The following is a 14045-nucleotide window of genomic DNA, read 5'->3' as shown; positions in this document are numbered from 1 at the left end:
GGTTTGCTGCGTTGTATCTTACGGGCTGAGCATGGCCTGGGGCCGCTCAATCCATAGAGGCAAGCCCCCAAAAATCAAACAATAGGTGTACATCTGATGGTGACCCGCATTCCTCCCCCCCGCAAAGCCACACCCGGCCACAGCACAAGCCCCCTGCGCACCCTGCGCGACCAAGGGCCTGAGGTGGCGCGCAAGGCGGCCCAGGCCCTGCCCCCCGCCGCCCGCAAAGCCGCCACCGTGGTGCAGAAGAACGTGCGCCGCGCCGCCACCGGCATGCTGGGCCTGTCGGGCGAGCGCATGAGCAAGGTCGATACCGCCTGGCTGCGCATGGACTCCCACAGCAACCTGATGATGATCAACGGCGTGTGGACCCTGTCGCCCGGCATCACCTGGGAGGCGCTCTGCGAACGCGTGCAGCAGCGCCTGCTGCAGTACCCGCGCTTTCGCCAGCGGGTGGTGGAAGACGCGGCGGGCGCCACCTGGGTGGAGGACCGCAACTTCGACATTGCTGCGCATGTGCTGCGCGAAAAGCTGCCCCACCGCAAAGGCCACAGCATGCAGCGTGCGCTGCAAGACCGCGTGGGTGAACTGGCCATGCAGCCGCTCGATACCCGCCGCCCGCTGTGGCAGATGCACCTGATCGAAGACTTTGTGGGCGACGACGGCACCCAAGGCAGCGCGCTCATCGTGCGCATCCACCACTGCATTGCCGACGGCATTGCCCTCATCTCGGTGACCATGTCGCTGGTGGATGGCGGCTCGGAGCCCCCCAAGCGCAAGGCGCGAACGGGCAAGGAAGCCGCCACCGCCGAGGACTGGATTGCGGATGCCCTGATCAAGCCCTTCACTGGCCTCACCGTGAAGGCGCTGGACTTGGCAGGCGACAGCGCGGCCAAGTCGTTGCAAATGCTGGGCGATCCGGAGAAGGCCATGCAGCATGGGCTCTCAGGCACGGCCGACATGGCCCGCGTGGCCTACCAGCTGGTGAGTGATGCGGCCGCGCTGGCGTTGATGCCCGACGACTCCCCCACCCGCCTCAAGGGCCAACCCGGTAGCGCCAAACGCGTGGCCTGGTGCCCGCCGATCCCGCTCGAAGAGGTCAAGGCCATCGGCAAGGCGCTCAACTGCTCCATCAACGATGTGCTGTTGTCGTGCGTGGCGGGCGCCATCGGCGGCTACTTGCGCAGCCAGGGCGATGACCCGACGGGCCAGGAGATCCGCGCCATGATCCCGGTGAACCTGCGCCCCATGGAGGAGGCCTGGAAGCTGGGCAACCGCTTTGGCCTGGTGCCTCTGGTGCTACCGATTGGCGTGGCCAACCCCATCGAGCGCGTGTACGAAGTGCGCAAGCGCATGAATGCGCTCAAGGGCAGCACCCAACCCATCCTGGCGTTTGCGATGCTGGCTGTGGCGGGGCTGATGATCAAGCCCGCACAGGACGCACTGCTCAATCTGTTCGGTCGCAAGACCACGGCGGTGATGACCAACGTGCCCGGCCCCAAGGAACAGCTCACGCTGTGCGGATCGCGCGTCACGCAGTGCATGTTCTGGGTGCCGCAGTCGGGCGACATTGGCCTGGGGGTCTCCATCCTGAGCTACGGTGGTGGCGTGCAGTTTGGCGTGATCACCGACACCACCTTGTGCCCCGAGCCGCAGCAGATCATCGACGCCTTCGCGCCCGAGTTTGACCAGCTGTCGCTGCTCACGCTGATGCTGCCGTGGGGCGAATGACCGGCTTGGCCCCCCTGCCGCTCCGAGCCTGGGCACGCCGGGCGTGTGCAATCGCTTGGCTGCTGGGCGCCAGCGGCGTGCACGCGGAGGTGCGGGAAGAAAACACCCAGCGGCCTTACGTGGTGCGCGCCCAGCCAGGTGAGAGCCTGCGCGCTGCCCTGCATGCCGCCACACCCATCACGGTGGGTGGGCAGCGCTTTCATGGCTATACCCGCTGGAACGTGCGCTGGACCTTCCGTTGGTGGCGCGAAGCCTCGGGCCGCTGCGCGATCACCGAGGTCACCACCCGGCTGCACACCGAGGTGCAACTGCCCGAACTGCAAGCCGCAAGCCCCGAGCAACAAGCGGCTTTTGACCGATACCTCCGCGCCCTGTCCCACCACGAGCAGGGCCATGTGCAGATCGGCCGCGATGCCGCGCAAGCCATCGACCAGGGCATCCGGCAGATGCCTGCAGCACCCGATTGCGCCACGTTGGAGCGCGAGGCCAATGCCCTGGGCCACCGGCTGCTGCAGGACCATGTGGCACGCGAAAAGCAATACGACCAGAGCACCCGCCACGGTGCCACACAAGGCGCGCGGCTGGACTGATCGCACAGGCGGAGGCCAGCAGCGGCCTTAGCGCTTGCGTTGTAGAGGCGCTGCCAGCAGCCCATCCGTCAGGCGGGACACCGCGGCCACCACCTCGGCCACGGGCTCGCCCATCTGCACGCGCACGATGGCCCCCTCCACCACCAGGGTGAGTGCCTGTGCAATCTGCGCACGTTGGGCAGACGCAGGCAGCAAGCCCGCCAGCAACGCCGTCATGTCGCGCTTGTGGCGCTGTGCAATCTCCAGCACCTCGGGCACGGTGTCTCCCAGCTCGCTCACGCTGTTGATGAAGGCGCAGCCCCGAAAGTGCTGGCTGCCCAACCATTCCGCCAGGGCAGGCGCCAAGGCCCGCGTGCGGTCGGTGCCTGCGGGCAACGCGTGCGCATGCCGCTGCAGCGCGTCGGCAAACCAGGCCATCCAGCCGGTGTGCCGGTACTCCAGATACGCGCAGATCAGGTCGTTCTTGCTCGGGAAATGCCGGTAGAAGGTCACCTTGGTCACGCCGGACTCCGCGATCACGCGGTCGATGCCCGTGGCGCGAATGCCGTCCCGGTAGAACAGCGCATGGGCCGTGTGCAGCAGGCGGTCTCGGGCGGGCAGGTCTTGCCAGCCAGGGGGGAGTGGATCAAAGGTCATTCGCCCATTGTAGACAAACCTGTCTACATGGCCTTATGATGGCGAGTAGACAGACCTGTCTACATCAACCCTTCACCTTCGAGGTCCCCATGGAAACACGCCCGCCCTTGCCCCCCTTTACACAACACACCGCCGTCCAGAAGGTGCGCCTGGCCGAAGACGGCTGGAACTCGCGCGACCCTGCCCGCGTGGCCCTGGCCTACACCGAGGACACGCGCTGGCGCAACCGCGCTGAGTTCCCCGTGGGCCGCGAGGCCGCCCGGCAGCTGCTGGAGCGCAAGTGGGCGCGCGAACTGGACTACCGCCTCATCAAGGAGCTGTGGGCGTTCAGCGGCCACCGCATCGCCGTGCGGTTCGCCTACGAATGGCATGACGACGCAGGCCAGTGGTACCGCAGCTACGGCAACGAGAACTGGGAGTTCAATGACGATGGTTTGATGGCCGTGCGCCACGCCAGCATCAATGACCGCCCCATCCAGGCCGCAGACCGGCTGTTTTTCTGGCCACTGGGGCGCCGGCCGGACGACCACCCGGGGTTGAGCGACCTGGGTCTTTGAAGATGGGCGGCCCGCAAGGGGACCGGCAAGCGCTCAGGGCTGCGACGCCACCTGCGCCAACGCCAGTTCCCATAACGACTCCGCCACAGGCGACATCTCGGCGCGTTGGCGGTACAGGCGAATCTGCACCGGCACATTCCAGTCGGCGGCCCCGGCGGCCACCAGCGTGCCGGCGCGCAGTTCGTCGGAAATCAGGCTTTCGGGCAGCCAGGCCACGCCCCGCCCTTCCTGGGCCAGGGTCTTGAGCAACACCGCGTGGTGCGCGGTGAACACCACCGCCACCGGGCCGTCTGCGCTTTCGGCAAACACCCCGCGCATGCGGGCCCGCATGATGCGGCCCAGCCCCGACGCGTCGCTGTAGGCCAGAGCCGGCACCGGGGCCGACTGGTCCAGCGCGTGCAGCGGCTGGCCTGCAGCGCTCCCCGGCTGGGGCGCACTGACGGGCAGCAACCGGTCGTCCGCCAAGCGGCACATGGGGTACTGCGCCTCGTCCAGGCGCCCCGGCACCTCGTCATGACCATGGCACAGCACAAACTGCACACGGCGCTGCAGCATCAGGTCTTCGCAGGCCTGCGAGCTGTCCGACATGGTCTGGATGGGCCCCAGGCGCAGTCGTGCCTCCACGCCCACCAGCCAGCGCGGAAAGAACGTGAGCGAGAGCACGTGCGTGGCCGCAAAGCGCAGGCTGGCAGCCGCCAGGTCGTGTGCAGCACGGGCCTTGATGCGCGCGGCTTCCAGGTTGGCGAGGATGGTCTCCAGCAACGGCAAAAAGCGCTGGCCTGCCGCCGTGAGCGCCGCAGGGTGGGCACTGCGGTCGAACAGCTCCACGCCCACCCAGTCTTCCAAGGCGCGAATATGGCGGCTGAAGGCAGGCTGGGCAATGGCGCGTGCCTCCGCCGCACGCGAGAAATTGCCCGTCTCAGCCAGGGCGAGGAAATCCTCCAGCCATTCCAGGTCCAGGGGTCGATTGCCGGGTCCCATGTGTCTCCGCGATGGATCGATAGATAGTTGTATGCGATTCGAGTATTGGACCGCTGGCACTGGGTGGGAAATGATCCACCCCGTTGTTCACCAGCTTTTCCCAACGGAGACAAGAAAGCATGCCTGCCATCGCAAATTATCGCGGGATCATCCCCGCCATCTCGTGCCCTTTCACCCCGGACCACCGCATCGACGAGCCCGCGCTGCGCAAGCTCGCGTCCTGGCTGGCGGGCCACGAGGGTGTGGTAGCCATCATGACCAACGGCCACACGGGCGAGGTTTTCTCACTCACACCGGCCGAGCGCGCCGAGGTCACCCGGATCGTGGCCGATGAGCTCAAGGGCCGCTGCCCGGTGATCTCGTCCATCGTCTGCGAAGGCCTCAAGGACGCGGCCGACCATGCCCGCGCCGCCGTCGCCGCCGGCGCCGTGGCGCTGGACGTGATGCCCCCGCACCACTGGCTGCGCTTTGGCTTCACCTCCGGCCATGCGCTGCAGTACTTCGAGGCGATCCATGAGGCTGCGCCGAATGCCGACCTGGTCTGCCACGTGTACCCGGCCTGGACGCGCGCCTCGTACTCGTCGCAGCTGCTGGCCGATCTGGCCACGCTGCCCTACCTGCAGGCCTTCAAGGTGGGCCAGCGCGACATGAACAAGTACGCCCGCGACATCCAGGCCATCCGCGAGGCCGATGCGTCTAAGGCCATCCTGACCTGCCACGACGAATACCTGCTGGCCTCGATGGTGCAGGGCGTGGACGGTGCGCTGGTGGGCTTTGCCACCTTCATCCCGCAGCTCATCATCGATTTGTGGAATGCGGTGAAGGCCGGCGACCTGAAAAAGGCCATGGAAGTGCAGGCCGTCATCACACCGCTGAAAGACGCGGTGTATGGCGGCGGCGAGCCCACGGGCGAGGCCCACGCCCGCATGAAGGGCGGCATGTACCTGGCGGGTGTGATTGACGACGCCACCGTGCGCCCGCCGACCGAGGCGCCGAATGCCAAGGAAGTCGAAGCCCTGCGCGCTGCGGTGAAGCAGGCCGGCTTGCTCAAGCGCTGAGCGCCTCCGGCGAGGCCGGTGGATTTGGAGTCCCCCGCGCCTGACGGCACGCAAGAAAACCGACAAGGAGACAAGACACCATGCAACGCCAACATTTCCTCCGCGCCGCCGTGGGTGCGGTCACCCTCGCGATGGCGGCCAGCAGCTTTGCGCAGGCCTACCCCACCAAGCCCATCCGGATGGTCATCCCCTTTCCGCCGGGCGGCACGCTCGACACCGTGGGACGCCAGCTCGCGCAAAAGCTGGGCGAGCAGATGGGCCAGAACTTCATCGTGGAGAACAAGCCTGGCGGCAATGGTGTGATCGGCGGCGATGTGGTGGCCAAGGCCCAGGCCGACGGCTACACGCTGCTGTTCAACGCATCCACCTTCACCACCGCGCCCATGACCATGAAGTCCGTGCCCTATGGCGTGGTCAAGGACTTCACGCCCGTGGCGCTGGTGGCCAAGGCACCGCTGTCGGTGGCCATCAACAAGAACCTGCCGGTCACCGACATCAAGTCACTGATGGCTTACGCCAAGGCAAACCCCGGCAAGATGACCTTTGCCGTGGGCTCCATCGGCTCGGCTGGGCACCTGTCCACCGAGCTGCTCAAGCGCGCGGGCAACCTCGACTACCTGATCGTGCCGTACAAGGGCACGGCGCCGGCTTTCCAGGACCTGATCGGCGGGCAGATCGACGGCTTCATCGACCCCATCCTCGGCTCGCTGCAGTACCACAAGAGCGGCATGCTACGCGTAGTGGCCGTCACCTCCGCCCAGCGCGCGGCCAGCCTGCCGGACGTGCCCACGGTGGGCGAGACGATTCCGGGCTATGAGTTCTACAGCTGGTATGGCCTGTGGGGCCCGGCCAAGCTGCCCGCAGACATCACGCAGCGGCTGAACACCGAGGTGAACAAGGCCCTGGCCGAAATGACGCCCAAGCTCAAAGAGCAAGGGCTGCTGACCACGCCGGGCAGCGTGGAGGACTTCGCCAAGTTCCAGCGCAGCGACATGGAGCGGTCCCAGAAGATCGTGACCGAGGGGAACATCCGTGTCGAGTAGTGCCCGCCACGCGGTCGTCACCGGTGCCAGCAGCGGCATCGGCCGCAGCATTGCCGAGTCACTGCTGGCGGGCGGCTGGCGCGTGAGCGGCCTGGACGTTGCCCAGCCATCCATCGTCCATCCATCGTTCATCCACGTGCCGGTCAATCTTGCCGACGGCGCTGACATTGCCCGCGTATCCACAGCGCTGCCCAACGTGGATGCGCTGGTCCACGCGGCGGGGGTGCTGCGCGTCGGGCCGCTGGGCCAGCTCGACCATGCGGGCGGCGAACTGATGTGGCGCCTGCACGTGGACGCCGCCGCCCGCCTGGCCGACGCCATCGTGCCCGGCATGGCCCAGCGTGACCAGGGGCGCGTGGTGTTCATCGGCAGCCGCGTGGCCCAGGGCATGGCAGGGCGCGGGCAGTACGCCGCGACCAAGGCCGCGCTGATCGCGCTGGCACGCAGCTGGGCGGCCGAGGTGGCTGCCCAGGGCGTGACGGTGAACGTGGTCTCGCCCGCGGCCACCGCCACCGGCATGCTGATCGCCCCCGCGCGCCAGGGCAGCGCGCCGCGCCTGCCACCCATCGGCCGCCTGATCGAACCCGCCGAGATTGCGGCGCTGGTGGCATTTCTTCTGTCCGCTCCTGCCGCCGCCATCACGGGGCAGGACATCGCGATCTGCGGAGGCTCCTCGCTCGCCCGCTGATACGCCCTTTTTTATCCCGCCCTCTTTCCTCTTTGCCAACGAACGCGACCACCATGAAGATCGTCAACATCCTCGAATCGACTCGCCCCATCAAGTCGGACATCCGCAACGCCTACATCGACTTCTCGAAGATGACGCTGAGCCTCGTGGCCGTGGTCACCGACGTGATCCGCGATGGCAAGCCGGTGATCGGCTACGGCTTCAACTCCAACGGCCGCTACGGCCAGGGCGCGCTGATGCGCGACCGTTTCATCCCGCGCGTGCTGGAGGCCGAATCCGCCAGCCTGCTGGATGAGACCGGTGAGAACCTGGACCCGCACAAGGTCTGGGCCCGCATGATGATCAACGAGAAGCCCGGCGGCCACGGCGAGCGCTCGGTGGCGGTGGGCACCATCGACATGGCCGTGTGGGACGCCACGGCCAAGATTGCGGGCAAGCCGCTGTTCCAGCTGCTGGCCGAGCGCTATGGCAACGGCACACCCAACCCGCGCGTGTTCGTCTACGCGGCCGGCGGCTACTACTACCCTGGCAAGGGGCTCGATGGCCTCAAGAAGGAAATGGAAAGCTACCTGGCGCGCGGCTATTCGGTGGTCAAGATGAAGATCGGCGGCGCCACGCTGGCCGAGGACTGCGAACGCATCGAGTCGGTGCTCAAGATCCTGGGCCCAGGCCAGCAACTGGCGGTGGACGCCAATGGCCGCTTCGATCTGAAGACCGCCATCGAGTACGGCAAGGCCTTGTCGCAGTACCCGCTGTTCTGGTACGAAGAAGCGGGCGACCCGCTGGACTACGAGCTGCAGGCGAAGCTGGGCGAGGTCTACAAGGGCCCGATGGCCACGGGCGAGAACCTGTTCTCCATGCAAGATGCGCGCAACCTGATCCGCCACGGCGGCATGCACAAGGACCGCGACTGGCTGCAGTTCGACTGCGCGCTCAGCTACGGCCTGGTGGAGTACCTGCGCACGCTCGACATGCTCAAGGAGTACGGCTGGTCCCCCAGCCGCTGCATACCGCACGGCGGCCACCAGATGTCGCTGGCGATTGCCGCCGGCCTGGGCCTGGGCGGCAACGAGAGCTACCCCGACCTGTTCCAGCCTTACGGCGGCTTCCCCGATGGCGTGAAGGTGGACAACGGCTATGTCACGCTGCCGCCGCTGCCGGGCATCGGCTTTGAAGGCAAGTCGGACCTGATTGCGGAGATGCGCGCGCTGGCATCCTGATGGACGACGGGACGAAAAAAGGCACGCCCAGGGGCGTGCCTTTTTGCATCCACATCCAATGTGTTGCTCAGGTGGCTGAGCAGGTAAAGCTCTCTGCCTTGCTCGGGTCACCCGTGCCGTTGTAGCGCGGGAATTGGGGGTACTCGCACACCGGGCGCTGGGCCACGGGCGTGGTGGTGCCGGGCGCGAACTTGGTGGCGACCAGCTTGTCCGGGACCACGCCCTTTTCCACCCAGGCGTCCATGGCGGCGAGCAGGTCGATGGAGCGCGGCTCGGTGCCCGCGCCGTCCAGGTCATGCCCGTTGGAGGGCGAGGTGACCATGCGCGCAAAGCCCTGCACCTTGCTGGCGCCCAGGCGCTGCTTGACCGTGTCGAAGTAGTCTGCCGTGCGGTACAGCGACACGCAGGTGTCGCCCAGGCCGTACCAGATCAGCAGCTTGCCGCCGTTGTCGGCAAAGGCGGAGATGTCAGGGTCCGTGCCATCGATCATCTCGGCCAGCCGCGCGTACTGCGCCTGGTACTGCGTGGGGTCGTGGCTCAGGATGTTGGCGTTGGGGTTACCCTCCACCAGGCGCGCGGCTTCCGTCACGGCCATGTGGTTGAACGAATCGGGCGCGTCAAAGCTGGTGCCGAACATGTACGACTGCCAGTCCGACGTGGACGCCCCGCCCCGGCCATAGCGCGGGTAGCCCACGGCACCGCGCGACAAGGTCACGGGTGTCTTGTGGTCGCTGTAGATGAGGCGGATGGATTCGATCTGGCCGGCCGTGAGGCAGCTGTCGCTGTCCGCCCCCTGGCACAGCAGCTCGGTGGGCACGTAGTTGCACGCCTCGATGTTGCCGATGATGCCGTCCTTCAGGCCATCGAGGCCATCACACGCCGCCACCTCGGCTTTGGCATACAGCGCGATCTTGGCAGGGCTCATCCAGTTGTCGCGGCTCTTGAAGATGTGGCGCAGCACCGTGGGCCCCAGGTTGACCTGGTGCGCCTGCTGGCTGATGGCGGGCTCCATGGCCACCACGCCGTCGTAGTCCTTGGGGTACTTCTGCGTGGAGATGAGCCCCGACCGACCGCCGTTGGAATGGCCCATGTGGTAGCGCCGCACGGGGCGCTTGCCATAGAACTCGGTGGCGATCGTGGTGCCCACCTCCAGCACGAAATGGTTGGCATCGAACGCGTGGTTGCGCAGCGCCACGTCGCTCTTGCCCCAGGCAAAGCCGCGGATCTGGTGGCCGGAGTCGGAGCTGATCTTCACGTACGGGTTGGCCGACGGGCCCACCAGCTGCTGGTACCACGGGTCGTCGGTGGGGATGAAGCCGTCAAAGCCGCCACCGCCAATGGTCAGCGTCTTGCCGTTCCACTGCGCCAGCGTGGGCAGCTCTACCGCCCAGTGGATGGTGGACTCGGGCGACGAGACGATCTGCCCGCGCACGATGCAGGCGTCGGGCAAGGTGGCGTCGGCCTTGCGCAGCTCGGTGCGGGTGACTTTGGCGCCGTGGGGGAGCACGGCAGAGGTGTACGCGGCGCAGGCTTCGGCCAGGGGTTTGCTGGCCAGTGGGGGATTGGCGTCGCTGCCGCCGCCGCAGGCGGTCAGGGCCAACGTGGCCACGGCACCCAAGGTGCAGGCGGCAGTCCTTCGCCCTGCGCGTGCCAGGGCGTGGCGCCGGGGCGCCGCAGGGAGGGAGTGAGGATGGGGGAACATGCGAGGGTCTCCTGTTATGACGGTTCTTCAGGAGTCCAGGCCGGGCGACGGTGTGGCCCGCACCGGTGTCTGGACTCCGGTGCGGACGATAGGAAAAGGCGGCGCGGTTGCAGCCTCTGCAAATGCAGAGGGAGCGGGAAACTACCGAGCACCGCAGGGTCCACCTGCGGCACCCCGTAACCGCTCGCTACTGGTGGCGCAGCGCCGCCACCAGCTCCAGCTTGTTGCTCACGCCCAGCGCGGCATAGGCCGTGCGCAGGTAGGTGCGCACCGTGGCGGGGGTGAGGCCCAGCGTGGCCGCAATGTCTTTGTGCGAGCGGCCCTGGGCGTAGAGCATGGCGGCACTCAGCTCGCGCGGGGCCAGCGCCTGCTTGTGCTGGCGCGAGGCCAGGCTCACCGCCACCAGCGGCCCGCAGGGCTCCAGCCGCAGGCGGCAGGCCTTGCCCACCGACAGGGTGCAGGGCGCGCCCGCCAGGGCCTGCGCCACCGCCGGTGGCAGGTGGGTGCCGTTCCAGCCGGGGCTGGCCTCCCCCAGCGCCCGGCTGATGCGCAGCCCGGCAAACAGCAGCTCGCCCGACGGCCGGGCCAGGGCAAAGCGGTCCCACGGGCGGCCGGGGGTATCGCTCTGCAGACGCTGCAGCCGGTGGTGCCACTGCTGCAACAGGTGCAGGACGAATTCGCCGAACAGCACGGTCTCGCCGTCCGAAAACTCAGGTCGCGTCGGCGGGCGGTAGATGGAGACAAAAAACATCAGTCCGCTGTCAGGCAGCTCGGCCGTGAGGGCCATGCAGTGGTGCAGGCCGTGGCGCTGGCTGAAGGCCGCAACGTCTGGGTGCTCGGGCACAGTGCCCACCACGTCACGTTCGCGGATCACCACCCCCAGCTGCTGCATGGACTGTTGCCCGAACAGGTCCACTGCCGCCAGCGCGTTCCACTCCTCGGCAAAACTGCGGCTCAGGCCCATGCTGCCGTGCAGCCAGTTGCGGGGCGCCACCTGCACATCGCCCGCCGAGACCTCGCCCCACCAGGCGGAATCAAAAGGCACCAGGCTTTGCAAGGTCTGCATGGCCTGGTGCAACAAGTCCTGTGGGGCCACCTGCTGGGCATGCTCGGACAGCTGGAGCAGGCTGCGGCTCAACGCGCGCAGCGGGTCGGTCGGCGGAACGGAGGGTTGCTGTGCCAGCCTCGCCTGCCGGGCAGAAGGCGGGCTCATCGGCATGCGCGTCGCCCCGCATCGCGCACAGGGTCAGAGGCCATGGTGTCTCCTGGTTTTTGGGGCGATGGTAGCCGCCGCACGGTGGCAACCCCACCCCCCGTAAACCCGGATCACCCGCACCGACTCGGCGCGGAAACTATCATATTGATAGCAACCTAACCATATGGCACTAGCGCCTTGGTTTGCTTTGGCACAAAATCAGGCCGCCAGCCCGTCCACCGCCTGGAACATCGACTGCCGTGCCTGGCTGATGATCTGGCCCTTCCACACGTCGGTGTCGGTGTAAAAGGCCGCCAGCATTTGCGCCTTGATCTGGGCCGCCTTGTCAGCCGGAGTTTCGGGGTGCAGATTGAGCCATTGCTCGGCACGGATGGCGTTCATCACGTCGAGCACGGGCACCGTGCCGTACTCCATGGCAATGCCGGTGTACTCGGCATGGGGGCACTCGTCGTAGATCGAGGTCCACATCAGGCCGGTGAGGAAGGCCGAGGTGGACGAGCCGTCGTAGATCGACGTGACCGGCGTGGCGCCGCCGCCGTCCCACCAGGCGCGTGCGCGAGCCACGGCCACAGCGTCGTCATTGCCGGCATAAATGCGCTCGCCATGGCCACTGGGGCCCAGGCCGGTGTGCAGGTCAATCCAGGCGATCTTCGAAGCAGCGGCACCGTGCTGGCGCAGCACGTGGCGCAGCGTGCGGTTGCTCCAGGTGGGCTCGGTGCCGCCAAAGAACACACCCTGCGGAAACTCGTGCTGGCCTTGCGAGATGGCGGCCTGCCACGCGGCCTCGCCCTTGGTGGCGATGTACTCCGCCACCGCTGCCTGGTTCTCAGGGCCGGGTGGCCACTGCTCGGGCAGCAGCAGGGGCTGCACCTCGCGGTAGGCCGTGTTCACCGGCAGGGGCTTGCTGAAGTCCTGGAAGTTGCGGTTCAGGTCCACGTTCTCGTGTGTGAAGCGGCGCACATGCGAGAAACCATAGGGGTTGAGCGCGTGGATGTAGAGCGTGGCCACTCCCGCATCGCGCGCCTTGGCGCGCCACTCGGCATCGTGCAGCGCAAACACCTGCACGCCGCTGCCACAGTAGCCCTCGACGCCATGGCAGGCGCTGCTCACGATGAGCAGCTTCTTCGCATCGGCCGGGCCGTCGCGCACCACGTCCATGGCCAGGTCTTCACCATCGCGGCCCTTGAGCGGATGGGCATGCGATTCGATGGGCAGGCCAGCGGCTGCGGCGGCCTCCAGAAACTTGGTGCGCGCCTGGGCATAGCTGGGCGAGAAGGCTTCAACGATTCCGGTCATGGGCAGGGCTTTCAGGAGTCAGTGGGGAGACAAAAAGAAAACCCGGGCACGCGCGCTGCACGCGCCCGGGTGGTTGGGGTAGCGCCGCCTCAGGCCGCTTTGGCAGGATGGGCCAGCCATTCCTCGGCCAGCTTGACCCAGTAGGTCGCGCCCAGCGGGATCAGGTCGTCGTTGAAGTCATAGCTGGGGTTGTGCAGCATGCAGGGGCCGCCGCCGTGGCCCATCTCGCGGTGGGCACCGTCGCCGTTGGCGATGAAGCAGTACGCACCGGGCTTGGCCTGCAGCATGTAGGCAAAATCTTCGGCGCCCATGGTGGGCTCCTGGACCACCACACGCTCTTCACCCACGATGCCGGTCATGACCTTGCGGGCAAATTCGGCCTCGGCGGGGGAGTTGACGGTGGGCGGGTAGTTGCGCACGAACTCGAACTCGCAGGTGGCGTCGTGCGCAGCGCAATGGTTCTCGGCGATCTGGCGCATGCGCTTTTCGATGAGGTCCGTCACTTCAGTGGTGAAGGTGCGTACCGTGCCCTGCAGTTCCACGCTGTCGGGCACCACGTTGGTGGCCTCGCCCGCGTGGATCATGGTGACCGAGATCACGCCCGCGTCCACGGGCTTCTTGTTGCGGCTGATGATGGTCTGGAAGGTCTGCACCATGCCACAGGCAATCGGCACCGGGTCGATGCCGGTGTGCGGCAGCGCCGCATGGCCGCCCTTGCCCCGGATGGTGATCTTGAATTCGCTGGTCGATGCCATCACCGGGCCAGGGCTCACAGCAAAGGTGCCCACGGGCATGCCGGGCCAGTTGTGCATGCCGTACACGGCCTCCATGGGGAACTGCTCGAACAGGCCGTCCTCGATCATCACGCGGGCACCGCCGCCGCCCTCTTCCGCCGGCTGGAAGATCAGGTACACGGTGCCGTCAAAGTTGCGGTGCTTGGCAAAGTGCTGGGCCGCCGCCAGCAGCATGGCCACGTGACCGTCGTGACCGCAGGCGTGCATCTTGCCCTGGTGTTTGCTGGCGTGGGCGAAGGTGTTGAACTCCTGCATGGGCAGGGCGTCCATGTCGGCGCGCAGGCCGATGGCGCGCCCGTTGGCGCCGCCATCGCGCCCCTTGACGATGCCCACCACGCCCGTCTTGCCCAGGCCCCGGTGGATGGGAATGCCCCACTCGGTGAGCTTTTGCGCCACCACGTCGGCGGTGCGCACCTCCTCAAAGCACAGCTCGGGGTGGGCGTGAATGTCCCGGCGCACCGCTGCAATACTGGCCGACTGGGTGACGATGGAGTCAATAACGTTCATGATATGTGTCCTTACGATCTCACAGT

The 14045-nt window shown here is 67.1% G+C and carries 13 protein-coding genes; 7 read left to right on the top strand and 6 right to left on the bottom strand.

Going from position 1 to position 14045, the window contains the following annotated elements; genetic code table 11:
* Positions 1-96 precede the first annotated feature (96 nt).
* Both ACOYR4_RS02485 and ACOYR4_RS02480 read left to right on the top strand, forming a co-directional pair.
* Positions 97-1731: a wax ester/triacylglycerol synthase family O-acyltransferase gene (locus tag ACOYR4_RS02485; RefSeq protein ID WP_422848522.1), complete on the top strand. Its 1635-nt coding sequence runs from the start codon at positions 97-99 to the stop codon at positions 1729-1731.
* On the top strand, positions 1728-2321 hold the full coding sequence (locus ACOYR4_RS02480; protein ID WP_422848521.1) for a DUF922 domain-containing Zn-dependent protease: 594 nt from the start codon (positions 1728-1730) through the stop codon (positions 2319-2321). Before ACOYR4_RS02485 ends, ACOYR4_RS02480 begins: the two co-directional genes overlap by 4 nt.
* A 27-nt stretch (positions 2322-2348) precedes the next feature.
* On the opposite strand, the gene ACOYR4_RS02475 is transcribed toward ACOYR4_RS02480, so the two are convergent.
* Entirely contained in the window at positions 2349-2957 is a 609-nt protein-coding gene (locus ACOYR4_RS02475) for a TetR/AcrR family transcriptional regulator (protein WP_422848520.1), read from the bottom strand.
* Positions 2958-3046: 89 nt separating this feature from the next.
* Between ACOYR4_RS02475 and ACOYR4_RS02470 the strand changes: the two genes are divergently transcribed.
* A complete protein-coding gene (locus ACOYR4_RS02470) occupies positions 3047-3514 on the top strand; it encodes a nuclear transport factor 2 family protein (RefSeq protein WP_309827097.1) in 468 nt (155 codons plus the stop codon).
* Positions 3515-3547: 33 nt separating this feature from the next.
* Here the strand turns inward: ACOYR4_RS02470 and ACOYR4_RS02465 are convergent, their stop codons facing one another.
* Entirely contained in the window at positions 3548-4495 is a 948-nt protein-coding gene (locus tag ACOYR4_RS02465; protein ID WP_422848519.1) for a LysR family transcriptional regulator, read from the bottom strand.
* Between the two features lie 119 nt (positions 4496-4614).
* Between ACOYR4_RS02465 and ACOYR4_RS02460 the strand changes: the two genes are divergently transcribed.
* From ACOYR4_RS02460 to ACOYR4_RS02445, 4 genes are all read left to right on the top strand, one after another.
* Positions 4615-5553, top strand: a complete 939-nt coding sequence (locus ACOYR4_RS02460; RefSeq protein ID WP_422848518.1) for a dihydrodipicolinate synthase family protein — start codon at positions 4615-4617, stop codon at positions 5551-5553.
* Positions 5554-5633: 80 nt separating this feature from the next.
* Positions 5634-6596, top strand: a complete 963-nt coding sequence (locus ACOYR4_RS02455) for a Bug family tripartite tricarboxylate transporter substrate binding protein (RefSeq protein WP_422848517.1) — start codon at positions 5634-5636, stop codon at positions 6594-6596.
* The gene (locus ACOYR4_RS02450; RefSeq protein WP_422848516.1) at positions 6586-7284 is read left to right on the top strand and encodes an SDR family NAD(P)-dependent oxidoreductase; all 699 of its coding nucleotides are present in this window, start codon (positions 6586-6588) and stop codon (positions 7282-7284) included. Before ACOYR4_RS02455 ends, ACOYR4_RS02450 begins: the two co-directional genes overlap by 11 nt.
* Positions 7285-7337: 53 nt before the next feature.
* Complete coding sequence (locus tag ACOYR4_RS02445) at positions 7338-8504, top strand: mandelate racemase/muconate lactonizing enzyme family protein (RefSeq protein WP_422848515.1); 1167 nt, start codon at positions 7338-7340, stop codon at positions 8502-8504.
* Positions 8505-8571: 67 nt separating this feature from the next.
* On the opposite strand, the gene ACOYR4_RS02440 is transcribed toward ACOYR4_RS02445, so the two are convergent.
* The 4 genes from ACOYR4_RS02440 to ACOYR4_RS02425 form a co-directional block, all read right to left on the bottom strand.
* Positions 8572-10206, bottom strand: coding sequence for a tannase/feruloyl esterase family alpha/beta hydrolase (locus tag ACOYR4_RS02440; RefSeq protein WP_422848514.1), 1635 nt, complete (start codon positions 10204-10206; stop codon positions 8572-8574).
* A gap of 187 nt (positions 10207-10393) precedes the next feature.
* Positions 10394-11419, bottom strand: coding sequence for a response regulator transcription factor (locus tag ACOYR4_RS02435; RefSeq protein ID WP_422848513.1), 1026 nt, complete (start codon positions 11417-11419; stop codon positions 10394-10396).
* Between the two features lie 201 nt (positions 11420-11620).
* Positions 11621-12718: a M14 family metallopeptidase gene (locus ACOYR4_RS02430; RefSeq protein ID WP_422848512.1), complete on the bottom strand. Its 1098-nt coding sequence runs from the start codon at positions 12716-12718 to the stop codon at positions 11621-11623.
* Positions 12719-12807: 89 nt separating this feature from the next.
* Positions 12808-14019, bottom strand: a complete 1212-nt coding sequence (locus tag ACOYR4_RS02425; RefSeq protein ID WP_422848511.1) for a M20 aminoacylase family protein — start codon at positions 14017-14019, stop codon at positions 12808-12810.
* Positions 14020-14045: the final 26 nt, after the last annotated feature.

It is taken from the genome of Acidovorax sp. M14 (genome assembly GCF_049331375.1).
In the GTDB taxonomy this organism is placed as follows: domain Bacteria; phylum Pseudomonadota; class Gammaproteobacteria; order Burkholderiales; family Burkholderiaceae_C; genus Acidovorax.
The sequence above is the reverse complement of the archived record's forward strand: the minus strand, read 5'-3'. Positions and strand labels throughout refer to the sequence as shown.

Excerpts from the sequence above, each read along its gene's own strand:
- ACOYR4_RS02485 (WP_422848522.1), top strand. The coding sequence starts at position 97 with ATGGTGACCCGCATTCCTCCCCCCCGCAAAGCCACACCCGGCCACAGC.
- ACOYR4_RS02480 (WP_422848521.1), top strand. The coding sequence starts at position 1,728 with ATGACCGGCTTGGCCCCCCTGCCGCTCCGAGCCTGGGCACGCCGGGCG.
- ACOYR4_RS02475 (WP_422848520.1), bottom strand. The coding sequence starts at position 2,957 with ATGACCTTTGATCCACTCCCCCCTGGCTGGCAAGACCTGCCCGCCCGA.
- ACOYR4_RS02470 (WP_309827097.1), top strand. The coding sequence starts at position 3,047 with ATGGAAACACGCCCGCCCTTGCCCCCCTTTACACAACACACCGCCGTC.
- ACOYR4_RS02465 (WP_422848519.1), bottom strand. The coding sequence starts at position 4,495 with ATGGGACCCGGCAATCGACCCCTGGACCTGGAATGGCTGGAGGATTTC.
- ACOYR4_RS02460 (WP_422848518.1), top strand. The coding sequence starts at position 4,615 with ATGCCTGCCATCGCAAATTATCGCGGGATCATCCCCGCCATCTCGTGC.
- ACOYR4_RS02455 (WP_422848517.1), top strand. The coding sequence starts at position 5,634 with ATGCAACGCCAACATTTCCTCCGCGCCGCCGTGGGTGCGGTCACCCTC.
- ACOYR4_RS02445 (WP_422848515.1), top strand. The coding sequence starts at position 7,338 with ATGAAGATCGTCAACATCCTCGAATCGACTCGCCCCATCAAGTCGGAC.
- ACOYR4_RS02440 (WP_422848514.1), bottom strand. The coding sequence starts at position 10,206 with ATGTTCCCCCATCCTCACTCCCTCCCTGCGGCGCCCCGGCGCCACGCC.
- ACOYR4_RS02435 (WP_422848513.1), bottom strand. The coding sequence starts at position 11,419 with ATGAGCCCGCCTTCTGCCCGGCAGGCGAGGCTGGCACAGCAACCCTCC.
- ACOYR4_RS02430 (WP_422848512.1), bottom strand. The coding sequence starts at position 12,718 with ATGACCGGAATCGTTGAAGCCTTCTCGCCCAGCTATGCCCAGGCGCGC.
- ACOYR4_RS02425 (WP_422848511.1), bottom strand. The coding sequence starts at position 14,019 with ATGAACGTTATTGACTCCATCGTCACCCAGTCGGCCAGTATTGCAGCG.